Origin of the sequence: Brevundimonas sp. UBA7664, from assembly GCF_002483305.1 — a bacterium.
In the GTDB taxonomy this organism is placed as follows: Bacteria; Pseudomonadota; Alphaproteobacteria; order Caulobacterales; family Caulobacteraceae; genus Brevundimonas.
The window spans coordinates 57,297-65,586 of sequence record NZ_DLHQ01000003.1 but is presented as its reverse complement, the minus strand read 5'-3'; the positions used below and the strand labels follow the sequence as shown (position 1 = coordinate 65,586).

At 68.0% G+C, this 8,290-nt stretch carries 6 protein-coding genes and 2 pseudogenes; 6 read left to right on the top strand and 2 right to left on the bottom strand.

Translation table 11 applies throughout. The features are described 5' to 3' along the window. On the top strand, positions 1-1,436 hold a 1,436-nt coding region (gene priA / locus B2742_RS00685; protein WP_292061815.1), incomplete at its 5' end, for a replication restart helicase PriA. Here priA and B2742_RS00680 read toward each other — a convergent pair. After that, positions 1,433-2,236 (bottom strand): glutaminyl-peptide cyclotransferase, encoded by an 804-nt coding sequence (locus B2742_RS00680; protein WP_292061813.1) that lies wholly within the window; start codon positions 2,234-2,236, stop codon positions 1,433-1,435. The genes priA and B2742_RS00680 overlap by 4 nt on opposite strands. Before the next feature lie 2 nt (positions 2,237-2,238). Continuing rightward, positions 2,239-3,045, bottom strand: a complete 807-nt coding sequence (locus B2742_RS00675; RefSeq protein ID WP_292061811.1) for a TerC family protein — start codon at positions 3,043-3,045, stop codon at positions 2,239-2,241. Between the two features lie 148 nt (positions 3,046-3,193). Here B2742_RS00675 and B2742_RS00670 point away from each other — a divergent pair, with 148 nt between their 5' ends. From B2742_RS00670 to B2742_RS00650, 5 genes and pseudogenes are all read left to right on the top strand, one after another. Then, the gene (locus B2742_RS00670) at positions 3,194-4,138 is read left to right on the top strand and encodes a DUF808 domain-containing protein (protein ID WP_292061809.1); all 945 of its coding nucleotides are present in this window, start codon (positions 3,194-3,196) and stop codon (positions 4,136-4,138) included. A gap of 203 nt (positions 4,139-4,341) precedes the next feature. After that, on the top strand, positions 4,342-4,896 hold the full coding sequence (locus tag B2742_RS00665) for a F0F1 ATP synthase subunit delta (protein ID WP_292061808.1): 555 nt from the start codon (positions 4,342-4,344) through the stop codon (positions 4,894-4,896). A 75-nt stretch (positions 4,897-4,971) separates the two neighbouring features. Continuing rightward, positions 4,972-6,506: pseudogene (gene atpA, locus B2742_RS00660) on the top strand (F0F1 ATP synthase subunit alpha). Between the two features lie 32 nt (positions 6,507-6,538). Beyond that, positions 6,539-7,417: a F0F1 ATP synthase subunit gamma gene (locus tag B2742_RS00655; RefSeq protein WP_292061806.1), complete on the top strand. Its 879-nt coding sequence runs from the start codon at positions 6,539-6,541 to the stop codon at positions 7,415-7,417. A 52-nt stretch (positions 7,418-7,469) separates the two neighbouring features. Beyond that, positions 7,470-8,290 (top strand): annotated as a pseudogene (locus tag B2742_RS00650) (F0F1 ATP synthase subunit beta); the annotation flags it as partial.

The following is an 8,290-nucleotide window of genomic DNA, read 5'->3' as shown; positions in this document are numbered from 1 at the left end:
TGCCCGAGATCGCCCTGACCCAGGACCTGATCGCGCGCATCACCGCCCGCTTCGGCGCCGCGCCGGCCGAGTGGCACTCCGGGGTCGCCCCGCCGCGTCGCCGTCAGGTCTGGGAGGCGGTCGTCGCCGGCCGCTGCAACATCGTGGTCGGGGCCCGGTCGGCGCTGTTCCTGCCCTATGTGAACCTGCGGCTGCTGGTGGTGGACGAGGAGCACGACGGCTCGTTCAAACAGGACGAGGGGCTGGTCTATCACGGCCGCGACCTGGCCGTGGCCCGGGCGCGGATCGAGGGGGCGACGGTGGTGCTGGCCTCGGCCACGCCCTCGCTGGAGACGCTGTGGAACGCCCACCAGGGCCGCTACGGCTGGCTGAAGCTGGCGGCGCGGCACGGGGCGGCGGTGCTGCCGGAGGTGACGCTGCTGGACCTCCGCCAGTGCCCGCCCGATCCCCAGACCTGGCTGTCCCAGCCGCTGCGCGAGGCCATCGGCGAGACCTTGATGCGGGGCGAACAGACCCTGCTTTTCCTCAACCGGCGCGGCTATGCGCCGGTGGTCCTGTGCCGGACCTGCGGGCACCGGCTGACGGCGCCGGATACCGACAGCTGGCTGGTCGAGCATCGCTACACCGGGCGGCTGGTCTGTCATCTGACCGGCTTCACCATGGCGCGGCCGAAACACTGCCCGTCCTGCGGCGCGGTCGACAGCCTCGTCTCGGTCGGGCCCGGCGTCGAGCGGGTCGAGGAGGAGGTGCGGCAGCTGTTTCCCGAGGCCCGCACGGCGGTGTTCAGCTCCGACACCACGCCCGACGCCAAATCCGCCCGCGCCCTGATCCAGCGCATGACGGACGGCGAGATCGACATCCTCGTCGCCACCCAGGCGGCGGCCAAGGGCCACAATTTTCCCCGGCTCACCCTGGTCGGCGTGGTCGACGCGGACCTCGGCCTGCGCGGCGGCGACCTGCGGGCGGCGGAGCGGACCTTCCAGCTGCTGACCCAGGCCACGGGACGGGCGGGGCGGGCCGACAAGCCGGGCCGCGCCATCCTGCAGACCTGGACGCCCGAGCACCCGGTTCTGATGGCGCTGGCGGCCGGTGACCGGGATGCCTTCGTCGCCGCCGAACTGGCCGAGCGAGAGGCGGCCTTCCTGCCGCCATATGGCCGGCTGGCGGCGATCATTCTGTCGAGTGAAAATGCGGTCGCGGTGGAGAAATTGGCGCGCGAATTGGCCGGTTCGATTCCCAATGCCGACCGCCTCGAAGTCTACGGTCCCGCCGACGCCCCCCTGGCCCTCGTGCGCGGCCGCCGCCGCAAACGCCTGCTGGTCCGCGCCGACCGGGACGTCGACCTGCAGGGCTTTCTGCGCGCCTGGCTGGCGCGGGTGAAGGTGCCGGGGTCGGTGCGGCTGTCGGTGGACGTGGACCCCTACAGCTTCCTCTAGCGCGGCTCGGTCAGCCGGATCTCGAACAGCTTGGGCCAGTTCTTGCCGGTGACGAACAGCCGCCGGCCCACCGGGTCCCAGGCGATGCCGTTCAGCACGGCGTCGGTTGGATCCAGGTCGCGGCGGTCCGGCATCAGTTCGGTCAGGTCGATGACGCCCGTGACCACGCCCGTCGCCGGGTCGATGCGAACGATGGTGTCGCTCCGCCACAGGTTGGCGAAGACCTCGCCCTCGATCCACTCCAGCTCATTGATCTGGCTCACCGGACGTCCCTGCAGGGTGACCCGGACGCGTCCGGTCTCGGCCAGCGTCTCAGGGTCGAGGAACCGCAGCATCGAACTGCCGTCCGACAGGATCAGCCGCGTCGAGTCATCGGTCAGTCCCCAGCCCTCGCCTGCATAGGCGAACTCGCCCTCGGGCTCGAGGGTCACGGGATCCCAGATAAAACCCTTCCCGCCCTTCCAGGTCAGGGTCAGCACGCGGTCGTCGATGGCGGTCAGGCCCTCGCCGAAATAGTCCTCGTCCAGCTCGCGCCGCTGAAGGACCACGCCGTCCTCCAGCCGGACGCGGCGAACGGTTGAGGGATAACGGCCGGTGCTTTCCAGCAGTTCGCCGTCGCGGAACACCAGGCCCTGGGTGAAGGCGGTCGGATCGTGCGGATAGACGCGCACGACCTCGAATCCATAGACCGGGACCGGCGTTTGCGCCGGGGCAGAGGCGGAAACGGGCGGGACCGGCGTCTGCGCCGCCGCCGCCAGTGGCGTCAGCAGCGCAACAAGGAGAAGGACGCCCGCCCGCACGGTCAGACCCCGGGTTCGGCCGTCTCGGCCTTGTTCAGCGCCGCCTGACGGGCCGCCTGGGCCGCCTGTTTCTTCTCCGCGGCTTTGCGGCTCCACATGTTCAGCACCTCGACCCCGGCCGAGAAGGCCATGGCGGCGTAGATATAGCCCTTGGGCACATGGGCCCCGAAGCCCTCGGCGATCAGCACCATGCCGATCATCAGCAGGAAGCCCAGGGCCAGCATGACCACGGTCGGGTTCTCGTTGATGAAGTTGGCCAGCGGGTCGGCGGCCAGCAGCATGACCGCGACGGCGACCAGCACGGCCACGACCATGATCGGCAGATGGTCGGTCATGCCGACGGCGGTCAGGATGGAGTCGATCGAGAACACCAGATCCAGCAGGATGATCTGGAAGATGGCCGAGCCGACGTTGGAGATGACCACGTCGGCCTTGTCCTTCTCCAGCATGTCATCGCTCTTGGAGGGATCCACGCTGTGGTGGATCTCCTTGGTCGCCTTCCAGAGCAGGAACAGGCCGCCGGCGATCAGGATCATGTCCTTCCACGAGAAGGCGTTGTCCATGATGGTGAAGACCGGCGCGGTCAGGCTGACGATCCAGGCGATCATCGACAGCAGGCCGAGGCGCATGATCAGGGCCAGCGAGATACCGATGCGGCGGACTCGCTGCCGATGCTCGGGCGGAAGCTTGTTCGACAGGATCGAGATGAAGATCAGATTGTCGATCCCCAGCACGACTTCCATGACGACGAGGGTGACAAGGGCGGCCCAGGCGGCTGGATCGGACAGGAGTGCGGTGATTTCGGTCATGCTTCCCGGATAAGGCAGGTGGGGACGCCGCGCCAGAATTTTCCACCGCGGCAGGCGCGGCAGGGCGCCGCGCTGGAACAGGCCTCTGGACCCGGCTGCCGGGCTCGCCTAGCCAAGGACGAACCGAACTCGTCTTGTCAGGTGAACCGTGCCCTCAGGTCTAGCCGCCCTTCTCGACGACGTCGCCGCGATCGCCAAAATGGCGGCCGCCTCGGTCGACGACGTGTCCGCCGCCGCCGGCCACGCCGGCGTCAAGGCCGCCGGCGTGGTGGTCGACGACGCCGCGGTGACGCCGGGTTACGCCATGGGCTTTTCGCCCGCCCGCGAGCTGCCCATCATCGGCAAGATCGCCCTCGGTTCGTTGAAGAACAAATTCCTGATCCTCCTGCCCGGGGCCCTGCTGATCAGCGCCTTCGCGCCCTGGGCTCTGACGCCGCTGCTGATGGCGGGCGGCGCCTATCTCTGTTTCGAGGCGTCCGAGAAGATATGGGAGAAGCTGGCGGGTCACGGAGGCGGCGAGATCGCGCCGGAAGAGCTGGCCCTGTCGTCCGTCGAACAGGAAAAGAAGATGGTGGGTTCGGCCATCCGCACCGACCTGATCCTGTCGGCCGAGATCACCGCCATCGCCCTGGCTGACCTGGCCGAACGCCCGCTGGCGACCCAGGCGGCGGCCCTGGCGCTGGTCGGACTGTTGATCACCGTGGCGGTCTATGGCGCCGTGGCGCTGATCGTGAAGATGGACGATATCGGCCTGCACCTGGCGGAGCGCCGTCTGGCTTCAACACGCGCACTGGGGCGAGGCCTTGTCCGCGCCATGCCGATGGTGCTCACCGGACTGGCGACGATCGGCACCGGGGCCATGCTGTGGGTCGGCGGCGGGATTCTGGTCCACGGCCTGCACGAGTACCATCTCGATCTCGTGCCCGGCCTGATCGAAAGCCTCGGACACGCCGCCGGGCAGGTTCCCTTCATCGGTCCCGTCACGGGATGGCTGGCGACCGCGGCGGCCTCGGCGGTTGTCGGCCTCGTGACCGGCGGGGTGATCGTGGGTATCCTGCACGTCATCCCCCGCGGCAGGCACGCCGCCCACTGATCAAGGTGCGGCAATCAGACGGTCTGCGACCCGCCGCCTCGGTTGCGGTCGGGGGGTTACGATGCTATCAGGCGCCCGGCTGAGCCGGAGGGCGCGTTGCAAGACGCGTCCCCCAAGTGCTTTCTCAAAGCATTTCAGACCTTTGACTGGCGCGGACACGCCGCCGGTCGCCAACCCGAACGCTAACCGCGCGGACATGACTAGTGGCTGACGACTACAGGACGACGGAAGTCGGCGAGCGCTACGCACAGGCGCTGTTCGACCTTGCTGATGAAACGGGCGCCCTGGAGGCGGTTCGCGCCGACCTGGCCTCGCTGCGCGCGGCCTGGAACGAGAGCGCCGACCTGCGCCGTCTGGCCCAGTCGCCGGTGATCGCCGCCGAGGACCAGCAGAAGGGTCTGACCGCCATCGCCGACAAGGCGAAGTTCAACGGCGTGACGAAGAATTTCCTCGGCCTGCTGGCCCAGAACGGCCGTTCGCGCGATCTGACGGCCGTCATCGCCGGCTTCGACCTGCTCTATGCGAAGAAGACCGGCGTCGTCGCCGCCGAGGTCGTCTCGGCCCAGGCCCTGAGCGCCGCCCAGATGAAGTCCATCCAGTCCGCCCTGCGTACTTCGCTGGGCAAGGACCCCGAAATGACCGCCCGCGTCGATCCGTCGATCCTGGGCGGCCTCAAGGTCAAGGTCGGTTCGAAACTGTTCGACGCCTCGCTGAAGACCAAGCTCGACCAGATGAAGTTCGCACTGAAACGGGCCTAGCCCGCTTCAGCACCCAGAATGCAGCGCGCGTCCACACGGGACCGCGACCCAAGAGACGATAACAGAGAGCCTGTCATGGACATCCGCGCCGCCGAAATCTCGGCCATCCTCAAGTCGCAGATCGCCTCCTTCGGCGTCGAAGCCGACGTGTCCGACGTCGGCCAGGTGCTGTCGGTCGGCGACGGCATCGCCCGCATTCACGGCCTGGACAATGTCCAGGCCGGCGAGATGATCGAATTCCCCAAGGCCGGCGTGAAGGGCATGGCCCTGAACCTCGAGCGCGACAACGTCGGCGCCGTGATCTTCGGCCAGGACAACCAGATCGCCGAGGGCGACGAGGTCCGCCGTCTGGGCGAGATCGTGGACGTCCCGGTCGGCAAGGGCCTGCTGGGCCGCGTCGTCAACCCGCTGGGTGAGCCGATCGACGGCAAGGGCCCGATCCAGTTCACCGAGCGCCGCCGCGTGGACGTGAAGGCCCCGGGCATCATTCCCCGGAAGTCGGTGCATGAGCCGATGCAGACCGGCCTGAAGGCCATCGACACCCTGATCCCGATCGGCCGTGGCCAGCGCGAGCTGATCATTGGCGACCGTCAGGTCGGCAAGACCGCCGTCGCCATCGACACCATCCTGAACCAGAAGAGCACCAACGCGGCCGCCGCGTCGGAAGGCGAGAAGCTGTACTGCATCTACGTCGCCATCGGCCAGAAGCGCTCGACCGTCGCCCAGATCGTCAAGACGCTCGAGGAGCGCGGCGCCCTGGACTACACCATCGTCGTCGCCGCCACGGCCTCAGAGCCGGCCCCGCTGCAGTTCCTGGCCCCGTTCTCGGGCACGGCCATGGGCGAGTTCTTCCGCGACAACGGCATGCACGCCCTGATCGTCTATGACGATCTGTCGAAACAGGCCGTGGCCTATCGCCAGATGTCCCTGCTGCTGCGCCGTCCGCCGGGCCGCGAAGCCTATCCGGGCGACGTCTTCTACCTGCACAGCCGCCTGCTGGAGCGTTCGGCCAAGCTGAACGCCGACTACGGTTCGGGCTCGATGACCGCCCTGCCGCTGATCGAGACCCAGGCGAACGACGTGTCGGCCTACATCCCGACCAACGTGATCTCNNNACCGACGGCCAGATCTTCCTCGAGTCCGACCTGTTCTACCAGGGCATCCGCCCCGCCGTGAACGTCGGCATCTCGGTGTCGCGCGTGGGCTCCTCGGCCCAGACCAAGGCGATGAAGAAGGTCGCCGGCTCGATCAAGGGCGAGCTGGCCCAGTATCGGGAAATGGCAGCCTTCGCCAAGTTCGGCTCGGACCTCGACGCCTCGACCCAGAAGCTGCTGGCCCGCGGCGCCCGCCTGACCGAGCTGCTGAAGCAGCCCCAGTACAGCCCGCTGACCATGGAAGAGCAGGTCGTCTCGGTCTACGCCGGCACGCGCGGCTACCTCGACGGCATCGCGGTGGGCGACATCGGCCGCTTCGAGAGCGAGCTGCTGGCCCGCATCAAGTCGTCGAACGCCGGCCTGCTGGACGGCATCCGCGCCAAGAAGGACCTCACCGCCGAGCTCGAAGCCGAGCTGAAGTCGGTGCTGGACGCCTTCCTCAAGACCTTCGCCTGAGACCGGACCGGATAGCGAGAAAGTAGCGCCGGATGGCCAGCCTCAAGGAAATGCGCAATCGGATCGGAAGCGTTAAGTCGACGCAGAAGATCACGAAAGCCCTGAACATGGTCGCCGCGGCCAAGCTGAAGCGCGCCCAGGACCAGGCTGAAAGCGCCCGTCCCTATGCCCGCAAGATGGCCGCCGTGATCGCCAACCTGGCGGCCGGCGTCTCGGGCGACGGCGCGCCGAAACTGCTGGCCGGCACGGGCTCGGACCAGAAGCACCTCATCGTCGTCGCCACCGGCGACAAGGGTCTGGCGGGCGGGTTCAACACCAACGTCATCCGGGCCGCGCGCGAGCGGATCCGAAGCCTGATCGCCGAGGGCAAGGACGTGCGGATCATCGCCGTGGGCCGCAAGGTCCGCGACGGCCTGAGCCGCCTGTACGGCGACCGCCTCGTGCGCACCTTCGAGATGTCGGACCACAAGGTCATCGGCCTGCCGGCGGCGGAGCCGGTCGCGGCCCTGATCGCCGAGGAGTTCGAGGCCGGAAACGCCGACGTCGTGACCCTGTTCTACAGCCGCTTCCAGTCGGTCATCGCCCAGGTGCCGACGCCGAAACAGCTGATCCCGGCCGTGGTCGACGGCGACGCCCCGCCGATCGACCTGAACGGCGCGACCTACGAATACGAGCCGTCGGAGGAGGAGATCCTCGAGACGCTTCTGCCGCGCAACATCACGACCCAGGTGCTGGCCGCCCTGTACGAGAACCAGGCCAGCTTCTTCGGGGCCCAGATGGCCGCCATGGACAACGCCACGCGCAATGCGGGCGACCTGATCAACAGCCTGACCCTGCAGTACAACCGCAAACGCCAGGCCCAGATCACCACCGAACTGATCGAGATCATCGCCGGCGCCGAAGCCCTCTGATCCGACCCTTGCCCAAACACGCCACGCACGACCTTCCGAACGGAACGAACCGATGACCGACACCACCGCCAAGAAACCCGCCGCCAAGAAGCCGGCTGCTCCCAAGGCTCCGAAAGCCGCCGCCGCGACCGGCAATGCCGCCTATACGGCCGGCACCGGCGTGGGCCGGATCGCCCAGGTCATCGGCGCCGTCGTCGACGTCGAGTTCGAGGGCCAGCTGCCCGCGATCCTCAACGCCCTGGAGACGCAGAACGTCGACCAGAAGACCGGCCAGCCCTTCACCCTGGTTCTGGAAGTCGCCCAGCACCTCGGCGAGAACATGGTCCGCACCATCGCCATGGACACCTCGGAAGGCCTGACCCGCGGCCAGCCGGTGACCGACACCGGCACCTCGATCCTGGCCCCGGTCGGCCCCGGCACCCTCGGCCGGATCATGAACGTCGTCGGCGCGCCGATCGACGAACAGGGCCCGATCAAGACCACCATGTACCGCCCGATCCACCGCGAGGCGCCGTCGTTCGAAGAGCAGTCGACCTCGTCGGAAATCCTCGTCACCGGCATCAAGGTCATCGACCTGATGTGCCCCTACACCAAGGGCGGCAAGATCGGCCTGTTCGGCGGCGCCGGCGTGGGCAAGACCGTGACCATGCAGGAGCTGATCAACAACATCGCCAAGGCCTACGGCGGTTATTCGGTTCTGGCCGGCGTGGGTGAACGCACCCGCGAGGGCAACGACCTCTATCACGAGATGATCGAGTCCAACGTGAACGTGGACCCGGCCAAGAACGGCGGCTCGACCGAAGGCTCGAAATGCGCCCTCGTCTACGGCCAGATGAACGAGCCTCCCGGCGCCCGCGCCCGCGTCGCCCTGAC

Excerpts from the sequence above, each read along its gene's own strand:
- B2742_RS00675 (WP_292061811.1), bottom strand. The coding sequence starts at position 3,045 with ATGACCGAAATCACCGCACTCCTGTCCGATCCAGCCGCCTGGGCCGCC.
- B2742_RS00655 (WP_292061806.1), top strand. The coding sequence starts at position 6,539 with ATGGCCAGCCTCAAGGAAATGCGCAATCGGATCGGAAGCGTTAAGTCG.